Annotated in this window: 14 protein-coding genes; 3 read left to right on the top strand and 11 right to left on the bottom strand. The window is 65.0% G+C overall.

The window, feature by feature from the left end:
* Window positions 1-23 precede the first annotated feature (23 nt).
* The gene (locus PSUB009319_RS13775) at window positions 24-425 is read right to left on the bottom strand and encodes a hypothetical protein (protein ID WP_124382788.1); all 402 of its coding nucleotides are present in this window, start codon (window positions 423-425) and stop codon (window positions 24-26) included.
* A 517-nt stretch (window positions 426-942) separates the two neighbouring features.
* Between PSUB009319_RS13775 and PSUB009319_RS13770 the strand changes: the two genes are divergently transcribed.
* Window positions 943-1,203 (top strand): hypothetical protein, encoded by a 261-nt coding sequence (locus PSUB009319_RS13770; protein WP_124382787.1) that lies wholly within the window; start codon window positions 943-945, stop codon window positions 1,201-1,203.
* A 103-nt stretch (window positions 1,204-1,306) separates the two neighbouring features.
* Here PSUB009319_RS13770 and uvrA read toward each other — a convergent pair whose 3' ends face one another.
* A complete protein-coding gene (gene uvrA / locus PSUB009319_RS13765; protein WP_124382786.1) occupies window positions 1,307-4,171 on the bottom strand; it encodes an excinuclease ABC subunit UvrA in 2,865 nt (954 codons plus the stop codon).
* Between the two features lie 247 nt (window positions 4,172-4,418).
* Between uvrA and PSUB009319_RS13760 the strand changes: the two genes are divergently transcribed.
* Both PSUB009319_RS13760 and PSUB009319_RS13755 read left to right on the top strand, forming a co-directional pair.
* The gene (locus PSUB009319_RS13760) at window positions 4,419-5,582 is read left to right on the top strand and encodes an MFS transporter (RefSeq protein ID WP_185453471.1); all 1,164 of its coding nucleotides are present in this window, start codon (window positions 4,419-4,421) and stop codon (window positions 5,580-5,582) included.
* Window positions 5,583-5,628: 46 nt separating this feature from the next.
* Window positions 5,629-6,189: a single-stranded DNA-binding protein gene (locus PSUB009319_RS13755; protein WP_124382784.1), complete on the top strand. Its 561-nt coding sequence runs from the start codon at window positions 5,629-5,631 to the stop codon at window positions 6,187-6,189.
* A gap of 97 nt (window positions 6,190-6,286) precedes the next feature.
* Here the strand turns inward: PSUB009319_RS13755 and PSUB009319_RS13750 are convergent, their stop codons facing one another.
* From PSUB009319_RS13750 to PSUB009319_RS13710, 9 genes are all read right to left on the bottom strand, one after another.
* On the bottom strand, window positions 6,287-6,547 hold the full coding sequence (locus PSUB009319_RS13750; RefSeq protein ID WP_124382783.1) for a hypothetical protein: 261 nt from the start codon (window positions 6,545-6,547) through the stop codon (window positions 6,287-6,289).
* Between the two features lie 23 nt (window positions 6,548-6,570).
* Entirely contained in the window at window positions 6,571-7,032 is a 462-nt protein-coding gene (locus tag PSUB009319_RS13745; RefSeq protein WP_124382782.1) for a hotdog family protein, read from the bottom strand.
* Window positions 7,029-7,832, bottom strand: a complete 804-nt coding sequence (locus PSUB009319_RS13740) for a beta-ketoacyl synthase chain length factor (protein ID WP_124382781.1) — start codon at window positions 7,830-7,832, stop codon at window positions 7,029-7,031. The genes PSUB009319_RS13745 and PSUB009319_RS13740 overlap by 4 nt, the downstream gene beginning before the upstream one ends.
* Entirely contained in the window at window positions 7,829-9,064 is a 1,236-nt protein-coding gene (locus PSUB009319_RS13735; protein ID WP_124382780.1) for a beta-ketoacyl-[acyl-carrier-protein] synthase family protein, read from the bottom strand. Before PSUB009319_RS13735 ends, PSUB009319_RS13740 begins: the two co-directional genes overlap by 4 nt.
* 74 nt (window positions 9,065-9,138) lie before the next feature.
* The gene (locus PSUB009319_RS13730; RefSeq protein WP_124382779.1) at window positions 9,139-10,002 is read right to left on the bottom strand and encodes a polysaccharide deacetylase family protein; all 864 of its coding nucleotides are present in this window, start codon (window positions 10,000-10,002) and stop codon (window positions 9,139-9,141) included.
* The gene (locus PSUB009319_RS13725) at window positions 9,999-12,407 is read right to left on the bottom strand and encodes an MMPL family transporter (protein ID WP_124382778.1); all 2,409 of its coding nucleotides are present in this window, start codon (window positions 12,405-12,407) and stop codon (window positions 9,999-10,001) included. Before PSUB009319_RS13725 ends, PSUB009319_RS13730 begins: the two co-directional genes overlap by 4 nt.
* A 12-nt stretch (window positions 12,408-12,419) precedes the next feature.
* Entirely contained in the window at window positions 12,420-13,016 is a 597-nt protein-coding gene (locus PSUB009319_RS13720; protein ID WP_124382777.1) for a LolA-related protein, read from the bottom strand.
* Window positions 13,013-13,987: an acyl-CoA synthetase gene (locus PSUB009319_RS13715; RefSeq protein ID WP_124382776.1), complete on the bottom strand. Its 975-nt coding sequence runs from the start codon at window positions 13,985-13,987 to the stop codon at window positions 13,013-13,015. Before PSUB009319_RS13715 ends, PSUB009319_RS13720 begins: the two co-directional genes overlap by 4 nt.
* Window positions 13,984-15,696, bottom strand: a complete 1,713-nt coding sequence (locus tag PSUB009319_RS13710) for an AMP-binding protein (protein ID WP_124382775.1) — start codon at window positions 15,694-15,696, stop codon at window positions 13,984-13,986. The genes PSUB009319_RS13715 and PSUB009319_RS13710 overlap by 4 nt, the downstream gene beginning before the upstream one ends.
* Window positions 15,697-15,699 lie beyond the last annotated feature (3 nt).

Below are 15,699 nucleotides of genomic sequence, written 5' to 3'. Positions count from 1 at the left end.
ATGTCGATTCATAATGGCGCGTATCAGGATGTTCCCCATTGAGAAAGGTTGCAGTCTGATGCGGTTGTAATTCCATGCAAGAAGAAAGCTCCACCTGAATTGCCCCAGTGGTAGCCTATTACCGTGCCATACCAAAATTCTGATCCAAGGTGGCCGGCATATGATCTCCATGTGTTTTGCCAACCACCGGTGTTGGGGGAGGTTGAAACGGTATTGACGACATGCAGGAAAGCCCCGTTTCTGTGATGCTCTGAGGCTGTCCATAATTGATGGGGTTTGAATCCCCAATCGACGGTAATGCTTTCTTGTGCCCCGGCGGGAAGGCAGGATCTGCTGACAACTCCCAGCGCATGGCAGGTTTGCGAAAGGCTGATAGCAATAATACTTGCGGCTAGTGCTCTTCGTGGAATGGCGTGGAAACTCATTGCATCCTCCTAAAAAGTACTTCGGCAATATTTCTTTCAATGACGCTTAATTAAGCGTAGGAGAAATTGCCGTTGTTGTTTTTTATTTTGCAAAAATTGACGGCAACTCTAAATTTGGACTGGTGTGGCACCGAACCAGCCTATGTGAGCTTGGTGTGCTATTCCGATGGCAAATCACCTATCACACCCGCTATAATTCCCACGCTATCGCCTTTGCGATAGTCAGGGTTTCGCAGCCCAACACCACAGCCGGATGACCGCTTTGCGCGGTTGCAATGTCCGCGTTCGCACACGTTTGTACTCTGGCGGGCCGGGCAAGGAGACCGAAAGGTCTGCTGGTTGCTGTGGTGCCAGTCTGCGAACCTTGCCGCCAGGCCCGCCACCCTCGTTTCGCAGCGAAGGGCGGGTCTTCTAACCACAGAGGACCTATGTTTACGCAATCCGCGAGCGGGTATCGCCCCGCGTCTTATCCATCCCCGCCCACCGCCCCAACGCGATCCACACACGGAGGCGGCCAATGAAAAATCGGCACATCTATCTTTCGGGGGCATTGGAGGCGCAAGCCTTCTTGCGCTGGATACAAGCCGATGCGCACTTGCACCAGCGGTTTGAGCCGACGCGGCTGCGGTCGCACATCAACTCGGTCACGCTGGCGCAGCCGCCGGCCTTTCGCGCGGGTTTCATCGATGCCATCGGCGCATTTTTGACGCTCACGCTCGAAGGCGTGTCACCCAATCCGCATCAATGGGATGTGCGGATGGTGCTGGATCGGCGATAGTCAGCCACCCATAACAAGAACGTGAACACGCATTTCCCCGAGCGCGGGGGCGGGGACTTTTGGGCGCATCGAATGACGGGAGCGCCCCGCGTGGAAGAACGCCTTACTTGCGCTTGAGCAGCGGCGCCAAATACTTCCCCGTAAAGCTTGCTTTGCTCTTCGCCACATCCTCCGGCGTGCCTTTGGCGATGATCTGCCCGCCGCCTGCACCGCCTTCGGGCCCCAGGTCCAGCAGCCAGTCTGCGGTTTTGATGACGTCGAGGTTGTGCTCGATGATCACGATCGTATTGCCGTGGTCGCGCAGTTTGTAGATGACCTTGAGCAACAGTTCGATGTCGTGGAAGTGCAGGCCGGTGGTCGGCTCATCCAGGATGTAGAGCGTGCGGCCGGTGTCGCGCTTCGATAGCTCCAGCGACAGCTTGACGCGCTGCGCCTCGCCACCCGAGAGCGTGGTCGCCGATTGCCCCAGGCGGATGTAGCCCAGACCCACGTCGAGCAGCGTCTGCAGCTTGCGGCGCACCACCGGCACCGGCGCGAAGAACTCGTGCGCCTGCTCCACCGTCATCTCCAGCACTTCGGTGATGTTCTTGCCCTTGTAGAGCACTTCCAGCGTCTCGCGGTTGTAGCGCTTGCCGTGGCACACGTCGCAGGGCACGTACACGTCGGGCAGGAAGTGCATCTCGACCTTGAGCACGCCGTCGCCCTGGCACGCCTCGCAGCGGCCGCCCTTGACGTTGAACGAGAAGCGGCCCGGGTCATACCCGCGCTCCTTGGCCGACGGCACGCCCGCAAACAGCTCGCGGATCGGCGTGAACAGGCCCGTGTAGGTGGCCGGGTTCGAGCGCGGCGTGCGGCCAATGGGCGATTGATCGACGTTGATGACCTTGTCGAAATGCTCCAGCCCGTCGATGCGGTCGTGCGCGGCGGGCTCCGGTGTGGAGCCGTACAGATGGCGCGCCACCGCGTGGTACAGCGTGTCGTTGATCAGCGTCGACTTGCCCGAGCCCGATACGCCGGTGATGCACGTCAGCAGCCCGACCGGAATGTCTGCCGATACGTTGCGCAGGTTGTTGCCGCTGGCGTTGATGATGCGCAGCCAGCGCGCTTCATCGGGCGCCGTGCGCTGCTTGGGCACTTCAATGCGGCGCTTGCCCGAGAGGTAATCACCCGTGAGTGACGCGGGTGATTGCTCGACCTGCTGGGGTGTGCCTTCCGCAATGATCTGGCCGCCGTGCACGCCGGCGCCGGGGCCGATATCAACCACGTAATCCGACGCGCGGATCATGTCTTCATCGTGCTCGACCACCAGCACCGAGTTGCCAAGGTCGCGCAGGTGTTTGAGCGTGCCGATCAGGCGATCGTTGTCGCGCTGGTGCAGGCCGATCGACGGCTCGTCCAGCACATACATCACGCCGGTCAGGCCGGAGCCAATCTGCGAAGCCAGGCGAATGCGCTGCGCCTCGCCGCCCGAGAGCGTATCGGCGCTGCGCTCCAAAGACAGGTAATCCAGCCCGACGTTGTTCAGGAAGTTCAGCCGCGCGGTGATCTCCTTGACGATCTTGTCGGCAATCTCGCGCTTGGCGCCGTGCATGTTCAGCGTCAGGAAATACGAGAGCGCATCGCGCAGCGGCCAGCCGTTGATCTCGTAGATGCCGCGCGCCTGCTCGGCCTCGCCAATCTTGACGAAGCGGGCCTCGCGGCGCAGGCGCGTGCCCTGGCATTCGGGGCAGGACTGGTTGTTCTGGTACTTGGCTAGCTCTTCGCGCACGGCGATGGAGTCGGTCTCCTTATAGCGCCGCTCCAGGTTGGGGATGATCCCCTCGAACGCGTGCTCGCGCACCGTGGTGCGGCCGCGCTCGTTGATGTACGTAAACGGAATCTGCTGCTTGCCCGAGCCGTGCAGCACGATCTGCTGCGTCTCCTGCGGCAGTTCTTCAAATGGCACGTCGATGTCGACGTCATAGAACGCCGCCAGGCTCTGCAGCATCTGGAAGTAGAACTGGTTGCGGCGGTCCCACCCCTTGATGGCGCCCGAGGCCAGCGACAGGTTGGGGAAGGCCACCACGCGCTTCGGATCGAAGAAGGTGATCTGGCCCAGGCCGTCGCAATGCGGGCAGGCGCCCATCGGGTTGTTGAACGAGAACAGCCGAGGTTCCAGTTCCTGCAGCGAGTATGAGCAGATAGGGCAGGCGAACTTCGAGCTGAAGCCGTGTTCTTTGCCGGTGTCCATTTCCAGCGCGATGGCCCGGCCATCGGCCAGTCGCAGCACGGTTTCGAACGATTCGGCCAGGCGCTGCTTGAGTTCCGGGTTGACCTTCACGCGGTCGACCACGACTTCGATGCTGTGCTTGTCGTTCTTCTTGAGCTTGGGCAGGTTGTCGACTTCGTAGACCTTGGCCTCGGCCTCGTGCGCCGTGCCACCGCCCGAACGGATGCGAAAGCGTACGAAACCCTGCGCCTGCATCGCTTCAAACAGGTCGACATGCTCGCCTTTGCGATTGGCCACCACGGGCGCCAGGATCATCAGCTTGGTATCGGCCGGCAGTGCCAGCACGGCATCCACCATTTGCGACACGCTCTGTGCTTCCAGCGGCTGGCCGTGGTCGGGGCAGTAAGGCGTGCCGGCGCGGGCATACAGCAGGCGCAGGTAGTCGTGAATCTCAGTAACGGTGCCTACCGTCGAGCGCGGGTTGTGGCTGGTGGCTTTCTGTTCAATGGAAATGGCCGGCGACAGGCCTTCGATCAGGTCGACGTCGGGCTTTTCCATCAACTGCAGGAACTGCCGCGCATATGCCGACAGCGATTCCACATAGCGCCGCTGCCCCTCCGCATACAGCGTGTCGAACGCCAACGACGACTTGCCCGACCCTGAGAGCCCGGTGATCACGATCAACTGATTGCGCGGCAGATCGAGGTTGATGTTCTTCAGGTTGTGGGTGCGGGCCCCACGAATCTTGATTTCGTCCATGTGCGGCTGAGTGCAGCTGAATGCGGCGTCGGGGTGCGGACCGCCTGCGGCAATCGGCGGGAGGGTGGAAAAGGGTAAGCCTGCTAATATACCGAACTTCGGTTTTGCTGGTATCTGCCCCCAGATGGGGCAGTCGGTGAAACCGTTCAAGTGTTCTTGTCGCCGCTTTTTTTCTGACTTTCTTTTTCGCGGCGGTTTTCGCACCATGTCCTCCGCTTCCCCATCCATGACTTCCGCTTCCGGCCGCATGAGCGGCCTTGAGCTGCGCGCGGCCGCCTCGCTGGCCGGCATCTTCGCGCTGCGCATGTTGGGTTTGTTCATGATCATGCCGGTCTTCGCGGTCTTCGCGAAAACGCTGCCCGACGGCAATAACACCCAACTCGTCGCTTTCGCCATTGGCGTGTATGGCCTCACCCAGGCCGTGCTTTATATCCCCTATGGCTGGCTATCGGACCGCTTCGGGCGCAAGCCCGTCATCGTGACGGGGCTGGTGATCTTTGCGGTGGGCAGCCTGGTGGCGGCGTTTTCGCACAGCGTGGCGGGCATCGCCGTGGGGCGGGCCATCCAGGGCGCGGGCGCGATTTCCTCGGCCGTCATTGCCTTCGTGGCTGACCTCACGCGCGAAGAACATCGCACCAAGGCCATGGCCATGATCGGCGGCAGCATCGGCGTGTCATTTGCGGTGGCCATCGTCAGTGCCCCGATCATCTTCCGCTGGGTTGGCATGCCGGGCATGTTCACGGCGATTGGCGTGTTGGCCGTGGTCGCCATCGGCGTGGTGCTGTGGGTGGTGCCCAACGCGCCGCGCCCCCCCGCGCATGTGAAAGCCCCCTTTGGCGAAGTGCTGCGCCACCCAGAGCTGCTGCGCCTGAACTTTGGCGTGTTTGCCTTGCACGCCACGCAGACGGCGCTGTTCGTCGTGCTGCCGCACATGCTGGAAGCGGCCGGCCTGCCAATCGATTCACACTGGAAGATCTACCTGCCGGTGATGGGCGTGTCGTTTGTGCTGATGGTGCCGGCCATCATTGCTGCCGAGAAGCGCGGCAAGATGAAGGCGGTGCTGCTGTCTGCCGTGGCACTGGTGATGGTGGCGCAACTGGCGCTGGGCGAGGTGCATCCGACGCTGGCTGCGCTGGCGATCGCGCTGCTGGTGTACTTCCTGGGCTTCAACGTGCTGGAGGCGTCGCAGCCGTCGCTGGTGTCGAAGTACGCACCGGGCGTGCGCAAGGGCGCGGCCATGGGCGTGTACAACACAACGCAGGCGCTGGGGCTGTTTGCGGGTGGGGCGGGCGGCGGCTGGATTCTGCTGCATGCGGGGCAGCATGCGGTATTCCTAACCTGCGCCGCGCTGGCTTTTGCCTGGCTTATAATTGCGAGCCCCATGCAGATGCCGGCGCTGCGCCGACACTAACCCGGGCCCACGGCGGCATCACTTCAATTACCTTCGGAAACTCATCATGGCGTCCGTCAACAAAGTCATCATCGTCGGCAATCTCGGCGCCGATCCTGAAACGCGTTATATGCCCAGCGGTGACGCTGTCACCAACATCCGCGTGGCGACCACCGACCGCTACAAGGACAAGGCCAGTGGCGAAATGAAAGAAGCCACCGAGTGGCACCGCATTGCCTTCTTCGGCCGCCTGGCCGAAATCGCCGGCGAATATCTGAAGAAGGGCTCGTCGGTCTACATCGAAGGCCGCATCAAGACCCGTCAATGGGAAAAGGATGGCCAGAAGCAATACAGCACTGAAATCGTCGCAGAACAGATGCAGATGCTCGGCGGCCGCCAAGGTATGGGCGGAGAGGGCGGTGGCGGTGGTGGTGGTGGTGGCTACTCGCGAGGCGGGGAAGGCGGCGGCGGTGGTTACGGCGGTGGCCGTAGCCAAGGTCAAAGCCAAGGCCAAGGCGGTGGCTACTCGCGCGGCGGTGAGGGTGGCGGTGCTCAGGGCGGCGGCGCACGTCGTCAAACGGCGCCGTCGAATGGTTTTGAGGATATGGACGACGATATTCCGTTCTGAAACCTACCTCAACCTCACCACACAACAAAAAACCCGACTGTCCGCCAAGGACGCCGGGTTTTTTGTTTTCTCAACTACGCAGATATCTGCAGCCGTCCTAGTCGCTGTCACACGGCTTCTTGAACACATGCTTCACACCGCATTTGGTGGCGTGCGCTGCGTTCTTCACGCCATGCCCGACCGCGCGTGCGGCATTGGCCGTGGCATGGCCGGCTTCCTTTGCGGCGTGGCCGGTTTTCCGGGCGGCTTGCTTCGTGTCTTGCTTGATGTTCTCCTTGGTCTCGGACAAATCGGCGTGGGCCAAGGGGCTGAGCAGGGCCAGCATCAGCGCGGGAATCAAGAGCAGACGACCTTTCACGGCGGGAATCCTCACAAACAGGTTCATACAACGGACGCGTCGAGCACGACGGCGGCGCGGCCGGTCAACAGGGTGCGTGCGCCATTGCGCACGGTAAAGCGGTACAGCACGTTGTTGCCGTCGCCGCCGATGCGCTCGGCTTCGATGTCCAGCGGTGTCTCGATCGTGTCGAGGCGCGGAACGTGGGCTTCAACGCTGCGCACGCTGGCAAGAAAACCGGTGCGCGGGCGTGCTCGCTCAGCATCGCACAAGGCGCCGTGTACGGCCATCGCCTGGGCAGCGTATTCGATGCCGCAGACCGCCGCCAGCTGACCGTGCGAGCGCAACGGGTTGGCCGGATCACGATGACTCGTGGCGGTGCAATGGATGTGCGCATCATTCCAGGCGACCACCGCATCGAGCAGACACATCGCGCCGCTGTGCGGAATGCGTGCCGCGATCCAGTTGCGGTCGAGCGGCGCAGACGGCTGCGCGCTTGATGTCATGACGTGCCGCGGGTGATGTCGACCTGCACGCGGGTCTCGGGCAGATAGTCGAGCACCACGCTTGCTGCGCGCTGTGCGGCCAGCGCTTCCAACAGTGGCAGCGCGCGGGCGGCGGCGTTGCCGTGCCGCAGTGTTTCGAGTGCGGTGTGGGCCAACGTCGTCAACGGTGCGTCGGTAAGCGTCACGTCCACGCGTGCGAGCGTGCGCGGGCCGGCTTCGGGTGCTAGCACCAGTGCCACTGCAAACGCGTCGGGCACGGGCCGCACCGCGTTCAGCGGCTCGGGGTAGCTGCCGTCGTACGCGATCAGCAGCGTGGGCGTGGCGTCGATCGCGACTTGGCAAAGACTGTCCAGCAGCCCGGCGGCAAAGCTGCCGTCGTACGCGCACAGCACGTTGGACGGGGCCATGGCGTGTGTGGCGATGCTCCAGTAGCCCGCCGGCGCATTGTGCACGGAGTTGTGAAAGCGCGTGGGCGAGAGCTTGCGGTCGTCGCCCGCCAGGGTTTCGCAGATCGCGTGGCAGTTGTGGCCGTCGCCGCCAGACGAGGTGAAGACGGCCGCCAGCGTGGCGGCATCGCGTCCGCTGCCCGCCACGGCCTCGTGGCCGACTGCCAGCGCTAGCTTGACGACAGGCCCCGTGCGGCGGCGCTCGACCGATGGCAGGCCGGCGGGCGGCGGCAGTTCGGTGGGTGCGTGCGCATAGGGTGTGCGACCGGCGAGCACATCAGCAGCGTGCGGCCAATCCGGCAGGCCGGGCCCGAGCACGCCGATGCTTTCGATGAAGGCGCTCAGTCGGGTCATGACGATAGGTCCAGGTAGTCCAGGTGACCGGCGAGGCCAAAGACCAGGCTGCAGTTCGTGCCGCCAAAGCCGAAGGCGTTGCTGAGTGCTGTGCGCACGCGCGCGTTGCGGCTGGTTGTCAGATAGTTGACGGTCAGGGCCGGGTCAGGCTGCGTGGTGTTGATGCCGGCCGGTAGCAATTGATGGCGCAGGGCCAGCGCCGTGATCACTGCCTCCAGTGCGCCAGCAGCGCCCAGTGTGTGACCGGTCGCGCCCTTGGTTGAGCTGCACGCTGTGCCGTCGAACAGCGCGTGGATGGCGCGGGCCTCCGCCGCGTCATTGCTGGGCGTGCCCGTGCCGTGCAGGTTGATGTAGTCGATGTCCGTTGCGGCCAGGTTGCTCGTCGCCAGCGCCTGCTCCATGGCAGCGCGCGCACCCAGCCCTTCCGGGTGCGGCGACGACATGTGATGCGCGTCGCTCGATTCGCCAATGCCGAGCAGCAGGATGGCATCGTCATGCAGCACACCGTTTGCTTCGGGGGCGCGTTCCAGCAGCGCAAAGGCCGCGGCCTCGCCGATCGAGATACCGTCGCGCGCCGCATCGTACGGACGGCAAGGCTGTGACGACAGCAACTCCAGTGAGTTGAACCCATACAGCGCGGTCAGGCACAGCGAATCGACGCCACCTACCACTGCCGCATCGATCAGGCCCGCAGCCAGCATGCGCCGCGCCGAAGCAAACACCTTGGCCCCCGACGAACACGCCGACGAGATCACCATTGCCGGCCCGCTCAGCCCAAAGTACGCCCGCACGAATGCCGCAGGCGAATAGATGTTGTGCGTGTGTGCGTAACGGAAGCTGGCCGGCAGCGCGCCGGGTTGCCCGTCGTGATACTGGCGCTGTTGGTAGGCGTGCTCGGTTTCCAGAATGCCCGACGTGCTGGTGCCGATGAACACGCCGACACGGCTGGCGCCATGGCGCGCCTTGGCCGCTTCAACGTGCGCGGCAAAGCCGTCTTGCGTGAGGCCGATCTGGGCGAGCCGGTTGTTGCGGCATTCGAACTCGGCCAGATCCGCGCGCACGGGCGTGGCATCTGCGCCGTCCACCGCGCCGATCCACGTGTCGAGATCGGCGCGCGGGAAGTCGCATGGCGTGAGGCCGCCGCGTTGCCCGTGCAATGCATCGAGCGTGGCGTCAAGGCCACGTCCGAGGCAGCTCGTGGCGGTGAAATGCGTGAGCAGAACGGGCTTCACTGGGGGGCGATGTCGCAGCAATTGAGGGGTGGAGTGGTTCGGCAGACTGGTGTGCCGATCGTGAGCAAATCTTATCAAATGGCCATTGGCGGGCGGGTGGCCTGCGCGGGCTCCGGCGTGAGGGCAGCGCGCAATGTCGTGCACTGCAATTGCACATGCGCGGCGGCTTCCAGCACCTTTGGCAAGACGGTCAGCAGGACGGGCGCGCCATGTGCATCGCGCGCCGCATGGCCGTCGTGCAGCAGCAGGATGTCCTGCGGCGCGAGGCCGCGCAGCAAGCGCCGCGAGATGACATCGGCGTTGCGTGAGCGGGTGTCGAAGCCGCGCCGCGTCCAGCTCGCCAACTGCAGGCCAAGCTGACACAGCACGGGTTCGAGAAACGGGTTGCGCAATCCGGCCGGTGCGCGGAAGAACAGCGGGCGCGTGCCGGCGATTTGCGTGAGCGTGTCTTGCGCGGCTGCAATTTCGCGCCGCAATGCGCCTGGGCCTTGCAGCGAGAACGTATGCCGATGGCGCTGGCTGTGGTTTTCTACCGCGTGCCCGCGCGAGACGATGGCTTGCACCCAGCGCGGGTGCTGCTGCGCCAATTCGCCGATACAGAAGAACGTGGCCTTGGCGCCGTACTGGTCAAGCACGTCCAGCACGCGCGGCGTGACCTCGGGGTCCGGGCCGTCGTCGATGGTCAATGCGATTTGCTGGCCGGCGGTGGCGGGCAGGTGCGTCCAGTTGGGGCCGAGCCACGTGCTGCGTGGCCATAGCCCGCTCGCCATCAACGCCAGATGCGAGGCGATCACGCTGCCCCCGGCCCACGGCCATGTCGATGGCTCGGCCGCAACGGCAACCGCTGCGCCGGCGTGCAGCGCCAGCGCGCCGCTGATCAGCGGCGTCGGTTTCCAGCGGCGGGCGGTGCCAAGCGGCGAGGAGATCGGTGCGTTCATGCTGTGGCGTGCTGCTCGTGATTGGCGCGGGGCGCGAGGATGGCGGCAAACACCAGCGCAAGCATGGCGCCGGGGCCGACGGTCAGCCCGAACGTTTCCAGCATCGGCACGCGCGAGAACGCCAGCAGGCCGAAGCCGGCCACCGTCGCGAGGTTTGCCACCAGCAGCGATACCAGCGTCTGCGATGCGATGGTCTGCGTCCGTTGATTGAAGAACAGCGCGTAGTTTGATCCCACCGCCACGATCAGCAGCATGCCGACCAGATGCAGGATGGTCAGTGGCACGCGTGCCAGGGCAAAGCCCGCAGTCACCGCCAGCACCGCAGCCACCAGCGGTGCCAGCGCACGCAGCGTTCGCTGTGGCGAGCGCAGCGCCACAAGCAGCAGCAACGCAATCGCCACAAAACCGGCGAGGGACAGGCGAAGGTCTTCGCGCACGTAATTGACGTACAGCCGGTCGGCTTCGGCCTTCATGTCGACGAAGAGGGCGCTGGGCACGTTTGCATGCGCGACGGCCGCGCGAACTGGCGTGGCATCCAGGCTGGGCTGGTTGACCGTGCCTTTTGCGCTGGCTGGCGCACGCAGGGGCAACATGGCGCTCCACTGGCCGCCGCGTTCGGTCAGCAGCGCATCGACGGCCAACGCCATCGATGTGCCCTTGAGATCTGCGCGCCGCAGCAGCAGTTGCGATCGTGCGGCATCCACATCGGCGATGAACGGGGCGAAGAGGTCGGGCTTGACGCGGATCGGCTGATCCTCGACGGCGCTGCGCATGCGTGCCGCCAGCGTGTCGGCGGGCGGCAGACTGGCGAGGCGCGCGCGCTGCGTCGCGTCGCTCGGCAGATAGCGTGCGGGGCTTTCGAAGCCGGCAAGCACGCCACTGTCTACCAGCGGTTGCAGTTGTGCGGCGATCTTCTCGGCGCCTTCGAGCGCGGCCTGTTCCGTCGCGCCCGGAATCACCACCAGATAGCGCACGTCGGGCGCGCCCACGTCTGCGCGCAGGCTGGCGTCGAGCGCCTGGCTTTTCGCAGGTACAGGGCTCAGTGCGGCGAGTTCGCGGCTCCACAGGCCATCGCGATGCAGTGCAAGCGCGGTACATGCCCCGATGAGCACGAGCGCCAGCGGCCAGCGCAGGCGCGGCGCAGCATGCGTGGCCCGTGCCAGCCATGCACCCACGCGCGACACATCACGCGTCGCCACCTCTGCACCACGCAGATGCGGCAGCACGTAGCGCGTGACGAGCGCCGCCGTCGCCAGCCCGACAATCGAATACAGCCCCAACTGCACGAGCCCCGGAAAGCCCGAGAACAGCATCGACGCAAAGCCGCACACTGAAGTCAGCACACCCAGGCGGATGGTCGGCCAGTACGTGGCAATCCATGCGCGCAGGCTGTCGGCGGGAGTGGCGCCGCGCGGGCCGGCGGATTGCACGAACAGGTAGATCGAGTAGTCCACCGCCTCGCCGATGAGCGTGGTGCCGAACCCGAGCGTGAGCCCGTGCACCGCGCCAAATGTGAGGCTGACCGCCGCCACGCCCGCCGCCACGCCGGAGAGCACCGGCAGCAATCCAAGCACGACGGTGCGCGGCGAGCGGTACACCATCATCAACAGTGCAACCACCAGCACGAGGCTCACGGTAGACAGCCGCTCGACGTCGCGCTTGATGGTGTCTCGCGCGTCGACAGAGAACACGCCTGGGCCAGTCATCAGGAGGCGCGTCGACGCGGCATTCGGCACCCTGCGCGCGGCTGCATCGAATGCGCGGCGCACGGTGCCGATGGCACGGGCCTGCGCATCGGTGTCGGCGCCGGCAGCGGCCGTCTGCACTACCAGCACGGCACGCTGGCCGTCGTGCGAGGCCCACACGCCATGCATTGACGATGGCAGCGCCGTGCTGTCGAGTTGGCTGACGAGGGCTGCCACCTCTGCGGTTGGATCGCGCGGCAGCATGTTCTTTGCGACCAGCCCCGCAGACGAACTCAGCAGATCCAGGCTCTCGCCCAGCGCAGCGTGCAGCCCTTCAGCGGAAAAGCGCTGCGGCGTGACAGCGGGGCTGAGCACGTAACGGTGATCGAAGACGAACTGCCGGTCGCGCGCTTCGCTCACGGGCTCGCCGTTGTTGACCGCACTGAATTGCGCGTCGGTGCGCAGCGTGGCTGCGAGCTGTTTCGACAGCGTTGCACGCGTGGCGGCATCACCGCCCTCAATGCCGACGAGGATGAGCCGCGACACCAGCCCATCGCGCAACTGGTCGATCAGCACGCGCTGCTCCGCGCTCGGCGAGCGCGGCAGAAACGCCGACAGGTCCGCCGTAAAGCGCGTGCGCCCGATTACGACTGTGCACAGCAGCAGGCCGATCAACCAGACCAGCACAGCAGGCCGACGCAGCGCGTGCAAGCGTTCCATGCGTACGTTGTCCTAGGGGTTGGCCACGGGCCGCAGCCGCATCAGCGAATGATCGCCGTCTGGCTGGCGGATGGCGACGCTGCGCAGCACATCGCGCGTGCCTTCCAGCGTGATGGTGCTGACCACCTTCTGCATACGCGCGTCGATGGGCGTAAGGGTGAGCGTCCAGTCATCGCCACGGCCGGCAATGGCGACCTTGTAGATCGCTTCGAGCGCGTAGCGGTTGCCGGCCAGCGTCGCGCGGATGCTCTCGATAAACGCGGCGAGTTCCGGGTACTGCGCCAGCGGCATCGTGAACTTGCGCTGGTTGCGCGCCACCGTCAGCGTGTCTGCGTCGATCACGAGGTGTTCGGGCTTTGGAACCAGCGTGTGCTTTTCCAGATGGTCGGGCGCGACGAACACCAGCTCGCCGGAGGATTCGATCGGCGCGGCCGCGATCGATAGCGTTTTCGTTTCAGTAAATGTTGCCCGCCCCGATTTGTTGTGCGCGAGCGTGGACATCAGGCGGTCGAGCGTCCAGGCGCTGTCGGCTGCGTGCACTGTCGTTGACAGCAGGCTGGCAGCGAGCATGGCCAGAAAGGCGCGAAGCAATAAGCGCGTTGCAATCATGGCGTCTGGGTTGTCTGACGGTTGGCAGGGGCGTGATCCTGCGGGCGGGCCGCATCGGCATCCTGCCAGAAGTCGAAGTAATTGAACCAATTGTACGGCGCGGCGCGGCAGTAGTGCTCAACCCGTTCCACATAGCGGGCCAGCGCCGCCTGCACCGCTGCAGCGCGGTCTTCGCGGCGTACATCGGTGAAGTCCGCCAGCGGATCGAAATGCACGGCGTAACGATTGCCGCCCAGGTGCAGGCCAGCCATGAACAGCACGGGCCGCTTAAGCATGGCCGCCATCTGCAACGGCCCGAGCGGAAACGCCGCCGGACTGCCGAGAAAATCCATGCGCTGTACCAACGGCCCCGCATCGCGCAGCAGCGTGCGATCGGCCAGCATCCCCACCAAGCGGTTGTCGTCCAGCGCCTCACGCACTTCCAGCATTGCGTCCACGCGCCCCAGCGAAATGACTTCCGGCGCTGCCGCCGGGTTGATGGCGGCAACGGCAGCGTTGATGTTGCGCGCGTTTTCCTCGTACATCGCAACGGCCACGCGCAGATCCGGCACCGTGCGGCCGAGCGCGCGCACCACCTCGAAACTGCCCAGGTGCGCGCCCAGCAGGAATGCACCATGCCCTTGCGCCAGTACGTCATGCACGTGCTGCTGCCCTTGCAACTGGATATCGAACAGATCGAAGCGCCCGCTGATCAGATAGATGCGGTCGTGGATGGTGGTGCTGAACGTGAACAGGTGGCGAAACACCTCACGCGGGCTCGCCGATCGCCCCAGCGCGCGGCGCAGGTAGTCGCGCGAAGCACGCCGCGCCGCCGGTGAAAACGCCATGAAATACAGCGCAATCAGCCGCAGCAGGCCCCGGCCGAACGGCCGCCCCAGCCGCAGCGAGAGCCACGTCATCACCCGCAGCAGCGTGAGGTTGCTGCGCTCCGGACGCTCGGCCCAGTGTTTGGCCCATTCGGTGCGCTTCATGCGGGAACGCCCTCCAGCGCCGGTACAGACAGCACGCCGCTGGCCACGTCGCGTTCGCCCGCACGGATCGTGAAGCGAACGGTGTTGCTGGCCGTCGTCTCGAACGCAAGATCGAGTGACTCCCCCGGCGCCGCAGGACTGAGGAACTTGGCCGAGCTGATCTTGCACGCATCCAGCGAGCGGCCCAGTGCCACCCCAATCGTGTGGATCACATGATCGAGCAGCACCACACCCGGTACGATCGGGTGGCCGGGAAAGTGCCCCGGCAGCGCCGGGTGATCAGCCGGAATGGTGAAGCGCATGGCGGGCTTGCGTGCGTTGCGGTGCGAATGCTGTGCGACGAGCGCGGCCAGCACATCGCGCGCCAGTTTGCCGGTCTCGTTGCGCGGCAGTGCGTCCACCAGCAGCAGCGGGCGCGGCAGGAATGCCGCATCGATACGATCGTGCAGGGCGCGCAGCACATCCGCCGCGCTCAGGCTCGGGGCCACCACCAGGGCCACCAGGCGCGTGACTGCCGCACTGCTGCGCATATGCGGGGTTGCGGGCGCATCGTCCGGCATGAAGAACACGCCGTCCTCCACGCCTGCAATCGCGTTGAGCTGATGGTTCAGATACGCCAGCGATGACCGCTTGCCGGCAATGTTGATCAGATCGGCCTTGCGCCCGTGCAGCAGGAAGTGCGTGTCATCAATCAGCGCAATTGCATCGCCCATCGGTACCGGGGTTTCGACATGTCCGCCGGTTACCCATACGGTGGGGCCGTCGTCTTCAGGCGTGCCGGGGCGCGATTCCATGCGGACGCCGGGGTACAGGTGCCAGGCAGCTTCCTGCGCGGTGCGGCGCGTGGCGATCTGGCCGGTTTCAGTGCTGCCGTAGATTTCGATCAGCGGCGCACACAGGCGCGTCTCGGCTTCCTGCGCCAGCGCATCTGATAGCGGCGCAGTGGCCGACAGCACGAGCGACGCGTGCGGCAACGCGGGCTCCGACGCCAGCAGCGCCCGCAGATGCACCGGCGAGGTCACCAGCACCCGCGGCTGCGGCACGGCCTCCATCGCTGCGCGAATGTCCGCAGGATAGAACGGCTGCCGATTGCTGAACGCAAGGCCGCCGTGCAGCGCAAGCAACACCGTCACCTCAAAGCCGTACATATGCTGCGCCGGCACCGTGCCGACCAGCGTGAATGCGCGTCCATCCTCCAGTCCCAGGTGTGCAACCGCCGTTCGCATGCAGCGCACCAGCGCGCCCCACGTCTTGCGATGCGGCACCGGCGTGCCGGTCGAGCCGGACGTGAACAGTACCGCCATGACTTGCGATGCATCGATCTGCGGAACGTCGATGGGCGCGGTGTCCACCACCAACGCATCGGCAGTCAACGCATCGGGATAGCGAAAGCCCGGCAGATCGACCGGGCAGGCGGGCGCATCGTGCAGGCAGAACACATCCGGCGCGAACGCTGCGAGCTGGCGCACCATCTGCGGCGTCTGCATGGGCGGCAACAGGCTGATCTTGCCCGCCACCAGCGTCGCGCACAGGCCGACGGCAAAGCGGTAGCGGTCTGTGCAGGCGTTGAACACGTAGCCGCCCGGCGGCAGCATCGCGGCCAATGCCATCACGTCGGCCACAAACACGCGTGCACGGACGGGCGTTCCGTCACGCCAGGCGAGCGTGTGGTCGAGCGTTGGATGGGAGACCAGCGGGTAAGTCAGCATGAA

Origin of the sequence: Ralstonia sp. SET104 (genome assembly GCF_003851545.1) — a bacterium.
Classification (GTDB): Bacteria; Pseudomonadota; Gammaproteobacteria; order Burkholderiales; family Burkholderiaceae; genus Ralstonia.
Note: the sequence above shows the minus strand (reverse complement) of the source record. Positions and strands in the feature narration are given on the sequence as shown.

Excerpts from the sequence above, each read along its gene's own strand:
- PSUB009319_RS13740 (WP_124382781.1), bottom strand. The coding sequence starts at position 7,832 with ATGACCCGACTGAGCGCCTTCATCGAAAGCATCGGCGTGCTCGGGCCC.
- PSUB009319_RS13720 (WP_124382777.1), bottom strand. The coding sequence starts at position 13,016 with ATGATTGCAACGCGCTTATTGCTTCGCGCCTTTCTGGCCATGCTCGCT.
- PSUB009319_RS13730 (WP_124382779.1), bottom strand. The coding sequence starts at position 10,002 with ATGAACGCACCGATCTCCTCGCCGCTTGGCACCGCCCGCCGCTGGAAA.
- PSUB009319_RS13745 (WP_124382782.1), bottom strand. The coding sequence starts at position 7,032 with ATGACATCAAGCGCGCAGCCGTCTGCGCCGCTCGACCGCAACTGGATC.
- uvrA (WP_124382786.1), bottom strand. The coding sequence starts at position 4,171 with ATGGACGAAATCAAGATTCGTGGGGCCCGCACCCACAACCTGAAGAAC.
- PSUB009319_RS13725 (WP_124382778.1), bottom strand. The coding sequence starts at position 12,407 with ATGGAACGCTTGCACGCGCTGCGTCGGCCTGCTGTGCTGGTCTGGTTG.
- PSUB009319_RS13755 (WP_124382784.1), top strand. The coding sequence starts at position 5,629 with ATGGCGTCCGTCAACAAAGTCATCATCGTCGGCAATCTCGGCGCCGAT.
- PSUB009319_RS13770 (WP_124382787.1), top strand. The coding sequence starts at position 943 with ATGAAAAATCGGCACATCTATCTTTCGGGGGCATTGGAGGCGCAAGCC.
- PSUB009319_RS13775 (WP_124382788.1), bottom strand. The coding sequence starts at position 425 with ATGAGTTTCCACGCCATTCCACGAAGAGCACTAGCCGCAAGTATTATT.
- PSUB009319_RS13710 (WP_124382775.1), bottom strand. The coding sequence starts at position 15,696 with ATGCTGACTTACCCGCTGGTCTCCCATCCAACGCTCGACCACACGCTC.
- PSUB009319_RS13715 (WP_124382776.1), bottom strand. The coding sequence starts at position 13,987 with ATGAAGCGCACCGAATGGGCCAAACACTGGGCCGAGCGTCCGGAGCGC.
- PSUB009319_RS13760 (WP_185453471.1), top strand. The coding sequence starts at position 4,419 with ATGAGCGGCCTTGAGCTGCGCGCGGCCGCCTCGCTGGCCGGCATCTTC.